This window comes from Methylocystis sp. sgz306128 (assembly GCF_056032725.1).
Window position 1 is genome coordinate 1 of sequence record NZ_JBVYWO010000017.1, and the last position, 16,383, is coordinate 16,383.

Sequence of the window (16,383 nt, forward strand, 5' to 3'; positions counted from 1 at the left end):
TGTCCCCGCCAACCAGCGCGATGATTTCGGCATTCTCACGAACGCCCGTCAGTTCGGTACGCAGCTTGGCTTCGGCTCCGTTCTTGGCCTCGACAGCCCGGATAAGCGGCCTGCCGATAAGAGCTGTGGTAAACGAAAGCAGCAGGGAATAGCCGATGGCGGCAAAAACCATATAGCCATGCAGCCGGAACGTCCCGAAATCCCATGAACCGCCAATCTGCCAAAGAATGCTTACGAACGTGACGCTTGTCAGCAACGCGGTTATCAGCCCGATGACAAAATCGACCAAGGGCTCGGTCGCAACGCGCGTATCTTCGGCTATGCGGCCTTCCGGGTTTGCAGCCTCGCCCTGCACAATATTGAGCTGGTAAAATCTGCGTTCAGACAGCCAGCGCAGGATGAGTTGATTTGCCAGCCATTCGCGCCACCGCACTTGCATGCGCATCCGCACATGGACGAGCAGGACGCTGTTCAATGCACAGAAAAATGCCAGAGCCAGCACCAATCCGATGCCGAGTTTGACTGATGCCAGGTTTTTCTGCTCGAGCGCATCAAAAAAGAACCGGTTCCATTGATTGATGCCAACCTGAACAAACAGGTTGTTGATGACCAACACCATTATGCAGATGGAGAGGAGCCAGGCCCGTCGCGAACCCGGACCGCGCCAATATCCGGCGGAGAGTTGAAAGAACTGCCGAACGATCAGTCCTACCGCGAGTCTTTCGTGTTTCGGGGGGGCGGGTTCGGCGTTGTCTGTCATGATCTTGCCAGGTGGTTGCGCGTTGTCACTCACAGCGCCGCAATTAAGAAGTGATCACACGCGCTATTGTTCAACGACAGTACGCCAAAAATGGCCGAGGTCTCGTGCAAACATTTTGCCCTGCCGGAGTTGCGACTGCTTCATGGATTTGGGTAATCGGGCATTCACTCGTGGAAGGCCTGAAGGGTCAGCAGGGAGTGATCCGCCTTCAGGCCCGGCCGAAGCGCGCCTGAAGCCAGATCCGAGCAAATTGCCCTGTCCGCCGTTGGCCTTGCCAGATCCTGACGACGTATTCAGCCTGTCATATTGGCAACAGCCGGAAGACGTCGTCCTCCGGCTGTCCATTGAATAAGCTTGGGCGTTCAGCGGTAATAACAAACATTTCTCTGCATGTCGTAGTCGTAACGGCAATGACGATGGCGGGGGCGTGTTGCATCCGCCACCACGGCACCGACGCCGGCACCGACGACGCCGCCAACGACTGCGCCGCCTGCCGTTCCGGTGGTGACGCCGCCAACTATGGCCCCGCCCGTGCCGCCAATGAGCGCGCCATCAGCCATCCGCTCGTCACGTGCATTGGCGCATGCGCCAAGAAGCAGAGCGAAGCTTGCGATTATTGCGACTTTTTTCATTTCATTTTCCTTTTTGTAGATTCTGATTGATGGATTGACGCGGCTTATTGGCAGACTTCAGGCGGCGTGCACCCTTTGCCTGATTTGCCGTTATTGTTGCCCGGCGCCTGCCGAGCATTGTTCTGCGGATGCTGAGCGCCATTTTGCTGCGCCGATGCGCCCTGCGGCATTAAATTCTGCCTTTGAGCGCGCTGAACCGGGACCGGAGCAGGCATTACCGGCACTTGTCCCGCCGGCATATGGTTGGCAGCAGGCGCATTCTGCGGCTGTTGCGGGGCATTTTGCTGCGCGCCCTGCGGCTGCGGCAGAGCAAGCGGATTTGACGGATACCTTGTTCCCATCGGCCGCTGCTGGTTGTCCGCCGGGGCTTGAATTTGCCCGCGCTGCCAGCGCCTGTCTCCATACCACGGGCGATTGGTGTAATAGCTTCCCCAATATTCGGGCAGGGCGAAGGTTATGATGGAAATGCTCAGAACCGAAGATTCGTCAAAGAGGCTCACATTCCGGCCATCATGCAGAAAGCCTATCCGGCTTCCGGGAAACCAGCCGCGGCTGCCGTCGGCGTAGATATCGCACCAATCATAGCCTTCCAGACAGCCGTAAACCTCAAATCGGGTGCCGCGGGCGATGCGCGCGATATATGGATAGTTTCCCGCTGGCCCGGCGCGTAAAATGCTGGAGCGGCGGGCGAAGCCTTCGTCCGCCGAAGCGGCTGCGGGAATGGCGAATATCGCGGCAGCCAGCGCCAGGCCTGGGCTGATAATTCGTAATTTCATTGTTGAAATCCCTGTTGTTGTTTTAAAAATCACAACAGGGCACCAATTCACTTGCGCTGCTGATTGCACTGAACATATTGTGAATGTATTATTTGCAACAGCGTCGGAATATACTCAAATCTGCTGGCTATTTAATTTGCAGAATATTTAAATGCTGCCCAAATATTTTTACCGAAATTTTCTGTATATTTTAAGTCAGGCTGAGGCTTTGATATGGTCAGGCCTGACCTGACAGGCGCTCCGGTTTGGCTGCGCGCAGGGTTATCGTAAAAGGGCGTATAGCTGGCTGGGGATCCGGACAGGCGGCATTCCTGTCCATCAAATCAAATGATCCCGAGAAGAAAAAGAATGATGACGATGACGAGCAGCGCACCAACGCCGCCGCTGGGGTAATATCCCCAGTTGGCGCTATGCGGCCAGGCCGGAAAGGCGCCTATCAGGAAAAGCACAAGGATGATGATGAGAATTGTGCCAAGGTTCATGTTCGTTATTCCTCTGTTGGCCCATGCGCACGGAAACGGTCCATGCCGGCATCAGGCGATTGAAATATTTATGAAAACAGGTGCTCGGCAGAATCGGCAATTCGGCGGCGCATGATGACGCCTGTGATTGCGGGGAGCTGGCCTTCGATACGGTCTTCATTCATGTTAAAGAGCCCTGCGTGTTGATTGTGTTTCCCTTGAAGTTTCATCCAAGGGTTGAATCAACTCTACACGCGGACAGGTTTGCTGATAGATTCGGAAACTACCCAAATAGGCCAGAGACCGTCTTCAGCTGCTGGCTGCCAATGCCAGGCGCGCCAGCGCCGGCAGGGATTTTGTGCCGGTCTTTTTCATGATGCCGGCGCGGTGGTTTTCAACCGTGCGCTGACTTATGCCGAGATCCGCTGCGATATTCTTGCTGGGATGGCCAGCCAGCACCATGTCCATGATCTGGTGCTGACGTTTGGTAAGGCCGGCAATATGTCCCGCAGCCGAACTGCGCCAGGCGAGCAGTTTATTGGTATCGAGCGACAGTTCCAGCGCCCGGTCGATGCTCTGCAGCAGGTCGTTGCGATCGAAGGGCTTTTCAATGAAATCGGACGTGCCGGCCTTCATCGCCGCTACCGCCATCGCGACATCGCTGTTTCCCGTGATCATGACTGACGGCAGGAGATGGTTGCGGGTCTTCAGTTGCTGAAGCAGTTCCATTCCTGACATGCCGGGAAGATAGGCATCGATCAGGAGGCAGGCCTGACGCCCCGGCTTGTAGGCTTCAAGAAACGCTTCGCAGCTCGCATAATCCTCGACCAGCAGGCCTTCGTCTTCCAGCACGTCACGAATGGCTTCGCGCACCTGATCATCGTCGTCCACAACGAAAATGACTGGCTTTTCGCTGCCAGCCTGCGGACGCGGCGATTGTTGCGCCGCAGGTGTCGCGGGCGATGGCAGGAGCCGCTGGATGATGCCGGCCAGTTCGTTCAGACGCACAGGCTTGTTCAGCTGTGTGCAATTCGAGTTGGCAATGTCTCGCAAGGCATTGGTTGATATGTCGCCGGTGAGAATAACGACAGGAATTTGCCGTCTGAGTTTTTCCCGCAACTGATGGGTAAGTTCGAGGCCGTTCATACCGCCCGGCAGATTGAAATCCGCCAGAATCAGGTCTGGACGCAACGTCCCCGGTTCGACAAGTCTGAGCGCTGCCGGCCCGTCGGAAGCCAGCGCGATCAGATGATGTTCGCTTTCGAGGAATATGCCCAGCAGTTCCCGGATTTCGGGGTCATCCTCGATGACAAGGATTGTCCCCCTGCGGGCAGGTTCCTTCACAATAAGCTGGGGTGCGAGCAGGCTCGCCGCATCCAGCGGGCGGGATTTGTTGCGCGATGGATATTTGATTTCGATTGTAAAGACCGACCCCTTGCCCAGCCTTGATGCGACACGGACCTGATGTTCGAGCAGGACTCCAAGGCTGCTGACAATCGCAAGGCCAAGGCCAAGACCGCGGCTTCTTTCGCGCGCTGCATTTTCAACCTGATAATATTCCTCGAAAATCGCATGAAGCTCATCCTGCGGAATGCCGATGCCCGTATCATGTATCTCTATCCGCAGGGCTCCGTGGACATGACGGCAGCCCAGCAGGACTTTACCGGTTTTCGTATATTTAAAGGCATTGGACAGAAGGTTCCGGATCATCTGTTCCAATAAGCGCGGATCGCTCCTGATCATGGTCTGGCTGGATATGACGCGAAAGTCCAGATCTTGAGTCTGGGCGTTGAGCGAATATTCGTCCTTGAGCCGCGTGAACAAATTTTCGATATTAAAATCGATAATTTCAGCCTTTACCGTGCCAGCTTCTATCTGGTTGATGTCCAGCAGTGTGTTCAACATGCCCGTCATGGCAACCAAGGTTTCGTCAACCCGCTCAACCAGTTTCTGGGCTTTTTCGCCTGTCACGGCTTTTGCCAGCAATCCCTGAAGCAAGGCCAGGGTCTGAAGGGGCTGGCGCAGATCATGGCTTGCCGCCGCAAGAAATCTTGATTTTGCGGCATTGGCTGTCTGTGACTGTTTTTTGCTCGCTTCCAGCGCGTCAAAAATGCGCTTACGCTCGGTAATATCGGTAAAAGTAATGACAACGCCTTCGCCGCCCGCTTTCTGAGCCCGGTAAGGCAATATCCTGCGGATGAACCATCTTCCGTCGCCGGCTTCGATTTCCCGTTCGATCGGCGCAAGTTCGCGCAGCACGATTTTCGCATCTTCGATCATCTCATCGTCTGTTGCGCTTGAACTGAGATCGGACAGGGGGCGGCCGACGTCAGTGGGTATGATATTGAACAGCGATTTGGTTGCGGGCGTGAAAAACCGGATATTGAGATGCGAGTCCAAAAATAAGGTCGCCACATCCGTACTATAGAGCACATTTTGCAGATCGTTTGCGGTAATGCGCCGCAATTCGAGCGTTTCCTGCAACTGGCTGTTCAGCGCCGTGAGTTCTTCATTGAGAGATTGCAGTTCTTCCTTGGAGGTCAGAAGCTCTTCATTCGTCGATTGATATTCCTCGTTGACCGACATGGACTCTTCGTTGATGGCCCGCTGCTCCTCGTTCGCGATCTCGAGATCATGGATCGCGGTCCGCAATTCCTCCCGGGTCGCGGCCAGTTCCGTTTCAAGCAGGGCAATTGCGGAAGTATCCCCGGGAGACTGGCTTTGAGCTTCAGCCAGGCTCCGCTTTGGTTCATCCACAAAGCACACCAGCACCAGCTTTTCGCCTTCATTGACAACAGGCGTGACGACGATGCTGAAACCTGCTTGATTTTTGCCGCTGTTCTCCCGGCCGCCTGATATGGTGACGCGCGTATTCCCTCGCCGTGCCTGCATGATCGCCGATCGCAGACTGGCTTGTTGTCCCGGCGGCGCCATTGTCAAGAGATCGAGCGAGGGATATCTCGGAGCCATCCGCAGGTAGCGCTCTGTCGGTCCGAGGAAATAAAGGCATTCGTTCCGTGTGTTGATCAGCACGGCGGCCGGCGCATAAGTCTCCAGAATGATTCTGCGGCACAGTTCAGCAAGCGCCAGGGGCCGCGCGCTGGTGACGTCTTGCCCGGTGCGCAACAGGGGCGGGGTGGATTCTGCGGAACTGACCATAAGATTGACACCTTCAGAATGCGTGTGACCAATATGCCGGAAAAGCCGGTCCGGCTTCGAGATGATCTCAAACCGATCATCCATACTCCCGATTGTTTCGGCATTGCCGAGCAGCAGAATTCCGCTTGCACGCAGGGCGAAATGGAAAAGCGAGAGCACTTTTGCCTGCGCGTCCGGCGTCAGATAAATCATGAGGTTTCGGCAGGAAATCAGGTCGAGACGGGAGAAAGGCGGATCGGTCAGGATATCCTGAACGGTGAAGACAATGGCCGAACGCAGATGCGGAACGACCCGGTAGCCTGTGCCCTCGCGCTGGAAAAATCGGGCAAGACGCGCGGGCGACATATCCGCCGCGATCGTATCGGAGTATAAGCCTTCGCGCGCGAATTCTATGGCATCCGGGTCGGCATCCGACGCAAAAATCTGTAACTTGAGGTCCTTTCCAGCCGCCGAACTGACCTCCTGAAACAGCATTGCAATGGAATAGGCCTCTTCGCCGGTGCTGCACCCGGCAACCCATACCCGCAAGGTTCGATCCCGCCCCTTATCGTGCAGAAGCTCGGGAATGATCCTGTCGCTGAGGAGTTCAAAGACATTTGCATCGCGGAAGAAGCATGTGACATTGATCAGCATGTCCTTGCTCAACGCTCCCAGTTCAGACGGATCGCGCTGCAATAACTTTATATATTCATCGATCTTCCGGGAACTGACTGGTGCAATCGCCATTCTGCGCCCAATCCGGCGCTGCAGGGTTCCGGTTTTGTATGCCGCAAAATTATGCGATGTCTGTTCGCGCAACAGATCGATGATCCTGCCAAGATCCGCAATGGACACATCCTGATCTGCCCGTGGCTTTGCCGTCACATGCTTGTGTTTTTGGCGATGGGCCATCAACCCGGCCGGAATATCGGCTGCGGGGAGGATCGAGTCGACCATTCCGGTCAGGATCGCGTTGCGCGGCATATCCTCATAGGCCGCCTCGTTCGGCTCCTGCGCTATCACCAGTCCGCCGCCTTCCTTGACCGCTTTCAGGCCGATTGCGCCATCACTGCCGGAGCCGGAAAGTATGATGCAGGCTGCGTTCATGCCAAATTCGGCTGCCAGTGAATTGAGCAGGAAATCGAACGGCAGTCTCGTTCTCTGGCGGGCCTGCGGGGGCGAAAGGTGAAGGGCGCCATGCCTGATCGAAAGATATGATCCCGGTGGAATGATATAAAGATGGCCGGGTTCGACTGACGTTCCGTCCGTTGCTTCCGTCACGCCCAGAGACGTGTGCCCGGCGAGCAGATCGACCATCATGCTTTGATGTGTAGGATCAAGATGCAGAACAAGTATAAAAGCTATGCCGCAATCCTTGGGCGCAGCACTGACCAGCTTCCGGCATGCCTCAAGCCCGCCTGCTGATGCGCCGATTGCGGCGACGAGAAATTTCGGTGTGCCTGCGGATCGCGTTGGCGCATTTTCGTCAGGGGCTATCGCGGGAGATTTGCCCTCGCCGCGGTCTTTGGACTGGTTTCCTGACATAACATTTTTACCTCGCGCGAGTTGCCCCGGCACTAAAGGCAAGTGTCAGTGTAACACAGGTTTTTCCATCCCGATCACAAATCGGCTTGAGTAATTTCCGAAGCTGGCCCCAATGCGATGAGTGTTTAATCTGGAACTGAGGAAACACTCGCATGTGCTCAATTTTCCGCGACGAGAAAAGTCATGCGGTCTCAACTCGCTTCATTGTCATTTTTACGCATGAAACAGGAGAATATTATGGCCAAGGGTCAGAAAAAGAGCAGCAGAGAAGCTAAAAAACCCAAATCCGTCAAACCTGCGGAAAGTTCGGCGACGCTGGCTTCGGCATTGTCGTCGTCCAAATTTGCGCCTGCAGCCAAGAAAAAACATTAGGTCTGCGCCGCCGCCAATGAGCAGACGACTTCTGCCCTTAGGTAATATCCGATTCTATCGCCATGCGATTTCTCGGATAGATTGCATGAACCATTGACGAAAATTCAATGCAACCATTTCAACTCAAAGGAGAATTTCACATGGATAAGGATCGTATCACTGGTGTTGCACTTCAGGCTAAAGGCACCGTCAAGGAAGCTGTCGGCAAAGTCATCGGCGATGCCAAGCTGGTCGCCGACGGCAAGAATGAAAAACTGGAAGGCAAGATTCAGAACGCTGTCGGCAGCATCAAGGACAGCGTCAAAGACAGCGTGAAGAAGCTTTAAGCTTGCCGGTTCGCAGGGCCTCATAAGCCCTGCCTGCCACACGCCACGATACTCAATATAAAATGCGGAGGAACGATCATGAAACGCTCTACGATACATATGGCCGGGGTCGCTGCAGTGGCTGCGGCGCTTGCGGGCTCTGCATCAAAACAACGCACGCGGCTCATGCCGGCGCGGCCGGATGATAATCCGGAATCCCTGGAAACAGGTGCCGGCCGTTACAGGCCGCCATTGTCCGGTCTGCCAAAACGGCAAGAGAGAACCTGGCATCGCCGATGATGTTCATGCGCGCGAAGCGGCACAAGTCCACAGATTTACAGGTATGGGTTCATGAAACAGAGCCGGATGATACTGATATTCGGCTTTTGTATGCCGTTTCTTGGCGCTTGCATGAGCCAGCCCCGCGCAACCTTCACCGAGCACGACCAGATGATGGCTATTCCCGCCAGCCCGTCGAGTTTGCGGTTCTGGGCAGATTCTCCTGAAAATGTATTTCAGGAAGCGGCCCGGCGCGCCATTGTCCAGAAAGGGCATCCGCTCATTTATCTGGCCCTTTCAGGAGGCGGAGGCGCAGGCGCCTATGGGGCTGGCGTGCTCAATGGCTGGACTGAATCGGGCAAGCGCCCTGAATTTACGGTGGTTTCCGGCGTATCCACGGGCGCATTGATTGCGCCATTTGCCTTTCTTGGCCCCTCCTATGACACCACCCTTCGTCAGCTCTATACGAATGGAGAGGCCGAACGTCTGATCGAACATCCCAACCCTCTGGGCGCGATTTTTGGAGCCGGTCTCTTCAGCCGTGCCAAGCTGAGCAAGCTTGTTGCGCGCTACATAGACGAGAATATTGTCAATGCGATCGCAGAGGAAGACAAAAAGGGCAGGCGCCTACTGGTCGTGACGACAGACCTCGATGCGCAGCGCGCCGTAATCTGGGATATGGGCGCGATTGCTGCGCGCGGCGGGCCTCAGGCCCTCAAACTGTTTCGCGATGTTCTTGCCGCTTCGGCCAGCGTTCCCGTTCTTTTCGCGCCGCAACTGATAAATGTTGAGGTAAACGGCAAAATTTTCCAGGAAATGCATGTGGACGGTACAATCAGTGCACCGGTTTTTACACTGCCGGATGCTTTTTTGTTTGGCGGCAAGACTATCGTTTCAGCCGGCGCCCGCCCTGACATTTATGTCATCGTCAATTCGCGGATCAATCAGGGGTTCAAAGTTGTACCGAACGAAGCTGATGTCATCGCCACCCGATCCTTCGCCACGATGACGAGAGTTGGCACTCAGGCCGTGCTTGACCAGACCTATCGAGCAGCCGATCGTGAGGGCTTCAGCTTCCACCTGACCTATATCGGCAAGGATATTCCGGACTATGACGGAACGGGCTTTGAAACGGACACGATGCGGCAACTCTATCAATATGGTTATGAAAAATCCCGTACCAGATCATTTTGGGAGACCAAATTGCCCCAGATCGAAACGGCCAAGGAAGTCGCGAAATAAACCATGTGCCGGTCACAGGCCCGGTGTCCTCGCAGGCCAGAGCGGCAGCATCTTCGCGCCGCCGGAAATTCGGTTGCGATCGGTCAGAATCTATCCGTGAACACGCGTGAGTAATTTCCGAGCGTACAAGCCGAAGGCGCATGGGGCTACAACGTGAAGATCAGCGTCGTTGTCTGAACGATAGCTATTAACTGGAAGCCAAAAAATGAACACTCCCAAAGCCACAGAATCTGATTTCGCCGTTTTGCGGAGCGATATCGATTCGCTCAAGCGTGATATGAACAGCTTGCTGGAACATTTGAAGGCCGGCGCGACAAACGGCGCGCAGAGTGCCGCTGCACAGCTTGATGAAAATGCGCGGCAGATTATCCGCAAGGTCGCGACCGAAGGCGAACGGTCGGCCATGGCAATCAGCCAGCAGGTTGAAAAGCAACCGCTGACGGCATTGCTGCTCGCCCTCGGGCTGGGGTACTTAGCCGGTCGCGTGTTATCCCGTTGAGTGAGAAATTGTCGATCTCCGATCTGCTCCGGCTCGGTCTGGCATTCGCCCGTCAGGATGCAGGCCGGGCGCTGCGCCGCGCATCGAAGCGCATGGCAAAAGTGGCTATTGCAGGCAGTATGGCCTTTATCTTTATTCTGGCTGCGGCAGCTTGTGCTCTTGCCGCAGGCTGGATCTTTCTGCTGCCATATCTTGGTGCCGCAGGGGCACCGCTTGCGGTTGCCGCAATTCTGTTCATTGCCGCTGCCGGCATTATCCTTGCAATTCAATACGGCGGAAGGTCACGCGCGGGGGCATCGTCCGCCGATTCAGATCGGGCTGTACTGCTGGCTGAGGTCTCACGTCTTATCAAGGATCAGAAAGGCCCGGTTTTGCTGGCGGCGTTTCTGGCAGGGATTGCGGCCGGAAGCGCCGAAAAATGATTGGCGCGCTCAACTCAGATCGCGCGCACCGCCGCGCATTTACTCATGCCCGCGTTTGGTCATAGCCAGCTATTTCATTCCTGCAGGAGTCTTAAATTTGTGCAAAACGCGACCGATGGCTCATGAGCAGCCAATTCACCCGAATTAAAATGCCCAACACGTTCAGAATGTTGGATCCCATAACCCATGCGGCAAGAGCCGGATAGGCGTTCGCACCGCCATCGGATCAGCATCTCTGAAACGCCCGGCCTATGGGGGCAGTTCAATTCTGCACGACCCATCGATCAGGGCTGCGCCGGAGTTCACCCTGCAAGAAAATGACCAAGAGCGGCCAGAGGGCGAACCCGGTCACACACGATCTTGGTAATGGCCAACATCGGAACGGAGAGGATCGCACCGGGTATGCCCCAAATCCAGAACCACAGAACCAGAGACAATATGACCAGAACGGGGTTCAGCGTGAAACGTCTTGCCAACAGCAGCGGTGTGACGATCTCGCCCTCGATCACATGGATTCCGGTATAGAGCCCCGCCGGTAACAAGGCTTGCCAGAGTGGGTCAATCGTCAGCAGACCTGCCAGCAGGAAGACGAGGATGCCCAGACCGGGCCCGACGATCGGCGCATAATTCAACAGAAACGCGATTGTCCCCCAGAGAACCGGATCTCCGACTCCGGTCAGCCACATCACCAGCGATGTTGCACAGCCCACAGCCAGATTCATGATTGTGATTGTAACGAGATAGGCCGAAATGTCGGTCTCGATCTGTTGAGATATATCGACCACCTGCCGTTTGCTGCGGAACCGCGGCAATATCTCGACGAGACGCCGCAGGAATGTGTCATGCGAAGCGAGCAGAAAATACAGAAACAGCACCGTCGTGAACAGGCCGCTCGCAAAACTCCGCGTACCTGCAAACAGAGCAGTCAGAAGACCTGCACCGCTGACTGCGGCAGCGGCCTTTTGCGGCGCTCCCGTTTCGCTGATCGACTCTATCTGCTGCAGAAACTGTTGCAGCGTGCTGATCGGCGCGCGCAGGAAAAATAGCCGCTCCTGCAGCCGTGGAATACCTTCCGGCAACTTGCCAGCCCATGTCCGGGCGGGACCAGAGATGGCTGTACCGAGGCCGACCACAATTCCGATCAAGGCCAGTATGAGCAGCAGTGCCGCAAGCGCCCGCGGCACGCGCAATCTTTCAAACAGGCGCATAACTGGCTGCAGAAGCAGCTTGAACGTCACAGCAATGACGAATGGCAACACGATTTCAGCCGCGATATAGGCCGTTGCCAGCAATGCAAGACCAAATAAACCACCGAGAAAAATAACACTGGGGTCTGACGGTAAAGACATCTCTGTCGGCTGATCGGCCGATACCGGGGACGCGTTCTTTTTATTCGTCCGTATTCTGTCCGCCATCTGAGGGCTTGTCTCCGGGATCTGAGACGCCACGTTACCGGTTTAATCGTTGCCCGGATATAGATAAATGAAGTGATGCCGGCGTTGATGGCGAAAAGGGCGACCTGACGTGCTTCGTCCGAATTGGTTGATTTTGATCTCGAATTTTTAAATTAGGACGCACCAAACTAATCAGCGCACGTCAGGTTGGAGATCAAACCGCTCAAAATGATTGGCGGTAACCTATCCCTGCATCGTTGATGCACTCACGCTGGTGCGGCGCTCTTTAAATCACATGATTCTAAAAGTGATGCTGCGAGAGCCAACGGTCAATCTCCTGCAGGCGGTCCGAGCGCACCCGTGCAAGATAGGCAATCGCAGCCTTAGCCTTTATCACTTCCTGACGCGCGTCCGCCGGTATGTTATGCGCGGCATAGTCTTGAAGACGCGTTATCAGGCCTGGATCATATGAGTAAGCTGCAATTGCGGCAGCATAGCTATTTTGGCTTGCGGGATCAATAAAGCTTTTGATCTTCGGCCAGTGCTGCACCGTGAAGTCGAATGCCATATCGGGATAGCGTTCCCATAAGTTGGCTATAATAACCGGACGCATGGTCATTTCGGCTTCATCCGACAGCGCAAGATCAAGCGCCCGTTGCGCAAGCCCGCGATCCGAGGCAAAGCCAAGAAGCGCGTAATATTGCCCCTTCTCTAAGGAATCGGACGAGGTGGCGGCGAGTGTATGAAGTTGCTCCCAAATCTGAGCATCTGCATGATGCGCCATAACCGAAAGCACACTTCGCCGTATCTCAGCAGACAATACAGAGCGATCGACGAGAAAACTGAGAAAAAACTCATGTGCTTTAGCTATCACGGCCGCATCGTTAAATTGACTGAGCGCTTCAATCAGCCTTGCGCGGAGTAGCGCGGTATTGCTGGCTTCTCCAGATACCATTACCCAACCTATCTTTTCAAAAACCGGTCGCAGAAGTTGGCGACAAAATTCGCGATAGGTACTTTGAGTTGGCAGATCATTATAAAGCCGATCAGTCTCGGCGAGCCGGTCGATGAGCGATATTAGCACTATCTGATCTGTAAACGGGTTCGCTTTCGCCGCAATTTCTAGAAAATCACTGAGAGGTTCGTCACCAGAATAACCAAGGGCGAGCGTATCGTTGATGAGTCCGAGTTGATCGGCGGGGGAAAGCTTGCTGAAGTGATCTATCAACGGTTGAAGTGCATCGTGTGAATAAAGTGTGCGGAAGTAACCGCTCTGACCGGCATTTACAATCACCGCGGCGTGCGGAGGCACTGATACGTCTGTTGATTTGTTGCGCTTGACGATACCATGCCAAGTTTTTTTTGAGTCAAGCTCACGCACAGAAATAGGCACGCTCCACTTTACTACTTTTTTATCCGAATTATCTTCTATAAAACGCTCCTCACTTAATCGCAGACCATTTGCAGTAGCCGCAACGCGAATGAGCGGCACACCAGCTTGCAAGGTGAAATCTTTCGCAATATCAGAAATATAAGAGGATGGAGCCTTGTTAAGCTCATGCCACAGATCATTCGTTACAGTGTTTCCATAGGCATGGGCACTGATATAACGGCGCACACCGTCGCGGAAAGCATCCGCACCCACATAGCTTTCGAGCATCCAGATTAATGCCTGACCTTTTTCATAAGTAATCTCGTCAAATGCGAGGCTAGCCTGCTGAACGCCGAGGATCGGTTGGATAATCGGATGAGTTCCGCCGCGCGCATCGATGCGTATAGCTTCCTCTTTCTGATTAATGGCATTGAGCCATAGCTTCCATTCAGGATGGAAATGGTCCGTCGCCTTTGTTTGCATCCAACTTGCGAAGCCTTCATTTAGCCATAGATCATCCCACCATGCCATGGTCACCAAGTTGCCGAACCACTGGTGAGCCATCTCATGTGCTACCAGGGTGTAGACAATGCGTCTTTCACTTTCTGTCGAGATATTTGCAGTAATCAGCATCGATTGCTCGAAAACGAATATAGCCCCCCAGTTCTCCATGCCTTCGAACGTTTCATTGGATCCGGGGCCAGCTATTATGTCTAGTTTTGGCAATGGAAAGCCCACGCCAAAATAATCCTGGTAATAGGGCAAAAGTTTCACGGCTGCTTCAAGAGCATAATCCGCTTTTGCCAGATCGCCGCGCTTCACCACGACACCAACGTCAACTCCGTTGACATTGCGTGATATTCGCTCGAAATCGCCGACACCAAGAAAGAGGAGGTAGGACGACATCTTCGGTGTTGTCGCGAAATGCACGCGTTTCAGGCCATCAGAAATAATCGCAGTCGATTCTGCCGGCATATTGGAGACCGCCATCTGATCAGCTGCTATTATTGTGGTCAGAGCGAAAGTTGCCTTTTTTGCCGGTTCATCCCAGCAAGGAACGAACTGGCGCGCACTCGCATGCTCGAATTGTGTAAACAGCGCGCGCGTTTTGCCCTTTGGGGTATCATATGTGAGGGCAAACAAACCGTCGATATTTTCATTTATAGTGCCGCTGTAGTTGATCATGAGGAGGTGATGACCCGTTTTCACTGTCTGCGAAAAGGACAAGGTCCAGGTCTGGTTCGCCGTGTCGACCGACACGGCAGGATCGGCGGCCAGGCCATCGAGCGAAGCACCCAAGAAAACAAGGTTCGCCGCGTTGACCATTATTGTCTTCGACGGCTTCATCACGTCGATATCAATTTTCACCGAACCCTTGAAGCTTAGCCGGGCAACATCCGGGGCAACTTCAATATCGTAATGAATTGGCGTGACACCATTTGGCAAGACTATATGCTTATCCGCCGCGGCCTCGGCACTGGCTAACGAGGAGGAGCCGACCGGAAGCCCGGACGAAATCCACGCGGCTGCCAATAAAATTCTCATGGTATTTATTGGCATTTTCATTAATTGCCTCCGCAACACTCTGGACTCCAAACTGGAAACGCTTCAACTGGTTCGAGGAGGCTTGGAGTGTTGATTGTGGCCTGGAATTGATCCAGGTTTTCATTTCGCTTTGCCCCACTTACACAACGAAACATGCAACCGCTAGGATGACTTGGGGTCAAGATCGCGGATCAATCCGGCTTGGAAATCTGGATCACAAGCTGACGAAAACCAATAGAGATCCAGAATGCGCGCAAAATGTTTGCCGAGCGCTGAATAGGCCGACTTATATTGGGCGTATTGAACCCGTTCTGAAGTTTAAGCGGGGCAGAATTCATGGAATCTTCTGGGGATTTGATCTTTTAGCAACCAGTTCGGGCAGTTCTTTGAGGAAGGCATCGCGTGCGCGCATACCGGGCGTCCCTGCCTCGCCGCCATCGTCTTGAATCAGCCGAGCGAACAAAATCACTCGATTGTCTTTGTTTGCCCAGCCGACATACCAGCCGTAGCCATGATCCATGTCGAACGTGCCGTCTTCTTTGCGGGGAAAGGCCGCGCCGGTCTTGCCATGCGCAACCCAGCCATCAGAGGGCGGCATTGCTTCAACAATCTGCTCTACCTGCCCGAAAACACGGGGCGCGACTGGCAGCATATGATTGGTCAGCCTGAACAAAAATCGGATCTGTTCGGCCGGCGAGATTTTTAGCGAAGACATGATCCAGGCGCGTGCAAGGCCATTGTCCTTCCCCGGATCGCCCGAAAAATCGCTATTTCCATATCCGAAGGCTTGCGCATAGCGGGTGAGGCGATCTTGGCCCAAAACATGGGTGATCCGCTGCGAATACCAAACGACAGAATATTTCAGCCAGCGTGTTGGGTCGGTGGGTTGCTTCCAGGCATCCCCACCCCAATCCGGATCGCCGTCACAATAGTCCAGAACAGGGGAGTTCGGGCCAGTCAGAACACCTGAATCAAATCCCATGACAGCCAGAGCCAGTTTGAATGTGGAAGCGGGGGTTACGCGGTTCTGACAATCACCCTGTTCGAGGAGCGGCTCCCCAGTGTGTCCATCCGCGACCATTGTGCAGATGGTATGGGCGCCTGCAGAAGCCAAGCATATCCGTTCGAGAGCAAGCCCAAGCAAAATTCTGCTGACGATTTTGAGCATTGCGACGTCTCCAACTGTCGATCGGATCGGGGGAGTATTGCGACAAGGACCTGTCCGGTGTCCTTGCGCGATATTGACCAAGTCAGGACAGGATGTCGATCATCCTCACTTCTCGCGCACCTTACCTTCATGACGGGGACGTGCGCCTTCCCTGGTGAATGAATGACCACCTGCCTGTAGATTGTCATCTGGAATTGACCCAGATTTTCATTTCGCTTTTCCTCGCTCACACAACGAAAGTTGCAGCCGCTACGAGGACTTGGGTCAAGATCGCAGATCAATTCGACTTGTAAATCTGGATCACAAGCAGACAGAAAACAATAGGATCGCGTCAGACTGCGGGGCCAAGGTCACGAGCCACTTCCTTTACCTTGGAAACTGTTCGGTCAATTGGGAGCAGTGTTGATTTCCTTCTCGTATTGATCCAATTTCTATTGAATGGTGATCCGCGTTATCTAAAAATTTTGATGAAT

The 16,383-nt window shown here is 54.3% G+C and carries 13 protein-coding genes; 5 read left to right on the forward strand and 8 right to left on the reverse strand.

The features are described 5' to 3' along the window. From AC0N03_RS16000 to AC0N03_RS16020, 5 genes are all read right to left on the reverse strand, one after another. The coding region (locus tag AC0N03_RS16000) for an SbmA/BacA-like family transporter (protein WP_474289911.1) at positions 1-760 on the reverse strand (760 nt) is incomplete at its 3' end. Between the two features lie 362 nt (positions 761-1,122). Next, a complete protein-coding gene (locus AC0N03_RS16005) occupies positions 1,123-1,392 on the reverse strand; it encodes a glycine zipper domain-containing protein (protein WP_474289912.1) in 270 nt (89 codons plus the stop codon). Positions 1,393-1,436: 44 nt separating this feature from the next. Continuing rightward, a complete protein-coding gene (locus AC0N03_RS16010; RefSeq protein ID WP_474289913.1) occupies positions 1,437-2,168 on the reverse strand; it encodes an SH3 domain-containing protein in 732 nt (243 codons plus the stop codon). Positions 2,169-2,491: 323 nt separating this feature from the next. Then, positions 2,492-2,650 carry a DUF3309 domain-containing protein gene (locus AC0N03_RS16015; RefSeq protein ID WP_474289914.1) on the reverse strand — a complete coding sequence of 53 codons (159 nt, stop codon included), beginning with the start codon at positions 2,648-2,650 and terminating at the stop codon, positions 2,492-2,494. Positions 2,651-2,938: 288 nt separating this feature from the next. Continuing rightward, entirely contained in the window at positions 2,939-7,312 is a 4,374-nt protein-coding gene (locus tag AC0N03_RS16020) for a chemotaxis protein CheB (RefSeq protein ID WP_474289915.1), read from the reverse strand. Positions 7,313-7,549: 237 nt separating this feature from the next. On the opposite strand from AC0N03_RS16020, the gene AC0N03_RS16025 reads away from it, so the two are divergent. The 5 genes from AC0N03_RS16025 (at position 7,550) to AC0N03_RS16045 (ending at position 10,431) form a co-directional block, all read left to right on the forward strand. Continuing rightward, positions 7,550-7,684 (forward strand): hypothetical protein, encoded by a 135-nt coding sequence (locus AC0N03_RS16025; RefSeq protein WP_474289916.1) that lies wholly within the window; start codon positions 7,550-7,552, stop codon positions 7,682-7,684. Positions 7,685-7,824: 140 nt separating this feature from the next. Next, a complete protein-coding gene (locus AC0N03_RS16030; RefSeq protein WP_474289917.1) occupies positions 7,825-8,010 on the forward strand; it encodes a CsbD family protein in 186 nt (61 codons plus the stop codon). Positions 8,011-8,400: 390 nt separating this feature from the next. Further along, positions 8,401-9,510 carry a patatin-like phospholipase family protein gene (locus AC0N03_RS16035; RefSeq protein ID WP_474289918.1) on the forward strand — a complete coding sequence of 370 codons (1,110 nt, stop codon included), beginning with the start codon at positions 8,401-8,403 and terminating at the stop codon, positions 9,508-9,510. A gap of 205 nt (positions 9,511-9,715) precedes the next feature. Then, positions 9,716-10,009: a hypothetical protein gene (locus tag AC0N03_RS16040; RefSeq protein WP_474289919.1), complete on the forward strand. Its 294-nt coding sequence runs from the start codon at positions 9,716-9,718 to the stop codon at positions 10,007-10,009. Further along, a complete protein-coding gene (locus AC0N03_RS16045) occupies positions 10,006-10,431 on the forward strand; it encodes a hypothetical protein (RefSeq protein ID WP_474289920.1) in 426 nt (141 codons plus the stop codon). Before AC0N03_RS16040 ends, AC0N03_RS16045 begins: the two co-directional genes overlap by 4 nt. Positions 10,432-10,733: 302 nt before the next feature. Here the strand turns inward: AC0N03_RS16045 and AC0N03_RS16050 are convergent, their stop codons facing one another. The 3 genes from AC0N03_RS16050 to blaOXA form a co-directional block, all read right to left on the reverse strand. Next, complete coding sequence (locus AC0N03_RS16050) at positions 10,734-11,780, reverse strand: AI-2E family transporter (protein ID WP_474289921.1); 1,047 nt, start codon at positions 11,778-11,780, stop codon at positions 10,734-10,736. A gap of 346 nt (positions 11,781-12,126) precedes the next feature. Beyond that, on the reverse strand, positions 12,127-14,763 hold the full coding sequence (locus AC0N03_RS16055; RefSeq protein ID WP_474289922.1) for a M1 family metallopeptidase: 2,637 nt from the start codon (positions 14,761-14,763) through the stop codon (positions 12,127-12,129). Between the two features lie 313 nt (positions 14,764-15,076). Next, positions 15,077-15,910 (reverse strand): class D beta-lactamase, encoded by an 834-nt coding sequence (gene blaOXA / locus AC0N03_RS16060; RefSeq protein ID WP_474289923.1) that lies wholly within the window; start codon positions 15,908-15,910, stop codon positions 15,077-15,079. Positions 15,911-16,383 lie beyond the last annotated feature (473 nt).

Bases quoted from the DNA above. Each gene is read 5' to 3' on its own strand.
- AC0N03_RS16030 (WP_474289917.1), top strand. From the start codon at position 7,825: ATGGATAAGGATCGTATCACTGGTGTTGCACTTCAGGCTAAAGGCACC.
- AC0N03_RS16040 (WP_474289919.1), top strand. From the start codon at position 9,716: ATGAACACTCCCAAAGCCACAGAATCTGATTTCGCCGTTTTGCGGAGC.
- blaOXA (WP_474289923.1), bottom strand. From the start codon at position 15,910: ATGCTCAAAATCGTCAGCAGAATTTTGCTTGGGCTTGCTCTCGAACGG.
- AC0N03_RS16055 (WP_474289922.1), bottom strand. From the start codon at position 14,763: ATGAAAATGCCAATAAATACCATGAGAATTTTATTGGCAGCCGCGTGG.
- AC0N03_RS16005 (WP_474289912.1), bottom strand. From the start codon at position 1,392: ATGAAAAAAGTCGCAATAATCGCAAGCTTCGCTCTGCTTCTTGGCGCA.
- AC0N03_RS16035 (WP_474289918.1), top strand. From the start codon at position 8,401: ATGAGCCAGCCCCGCGCAACCTTCACCGAGCACGACCAGATGATGGCT.
- AC0N03_RS16015 (WP_474289914.1), bottom strand. From the start codon at position 2,650: ATGAACCTTGGCACAATTCTCATCATCATCCTTGTGCTTTTCCTGATA.
- AC0N03_RS16010 (WP_474289913.1), bottom strand. From the start codon at position 2,168: ATGAAATTACGAATTATCAGCCCAGGCCTGGCGCTGGCTGCCGCGATA.
- AC0N03_RS16020 (WP_474289915.1), bottom strand. From the start codon at position 7,312: ATGTCAGGAAACCAGTCCAAAGACCGCGGCGAGGGCAAATCTCCCGCG.
- AC0N03_RS16025 (WP_474289916.1), top strand. From the start codon at position 7,550: ATGGCCAAGGGTCAGAAAAAGAGCAGCAGAGAAGCTAAAAAACCCAAA.
- AC0N03_RS16050 (WP_474289921.1), bottom strand. From the start codon at position 11,780: ATGTCTTTACCGTCAGACCCCAGTGTTATTTTTCTCGGTGGTTTATTT.